This window comes from Coprococcus sp. TF11-13 (assembly GCF_003481085.1).
GTDB lineage: Bacteria > Bacillota > Clostridia > Lachnospirales > Lachnospiraceae > Coprococcus > Coprococcus aceti.
In genome coordinates this window covers 1-221 of sequence record NZ_QUKK01000032.1, presented here as the reverse complement: position 1 = coordinate 221, position 221 = coordinate 1, and the positions used below count along the sequence as shown (strand labels likewise).

The window sequence follows — 221 nt, the reverse complement described above, 5'->3', positions numbered from 1 at the left end:
GTGCTTGTGGTTACTGCTGCAGTGGCGATAGTCTGCCCTGCTGTACTGGGAGCTACGGCAGCTGCAGTGACACAGTCTGTAGCGACATCGGCCCTCGTGGGATCAGCAATATCTGGTATAATGAATGGCGCTGCATCAGTGAAAGCAGGAAAGTCGTTTTTGGATGGATTTGCAAGTGGCGTTGAAGAGGGCGCAATAATAGGTGCTCTTTGTGGAATGTT

At 51.1% G+C, this 221-nt stretch carries 1 protein-coding gene; it reads left to right on the top strand.

Going from position 1 to position 221, the window contains the following annotated elements:
• A partial coding sequence (locus tag DXD11_RS14120; RefSeq protein WP_330426656.1) for a hypothetical protein occupies positions 1-221 on the top strand: 221 nt, incomplete at both ends.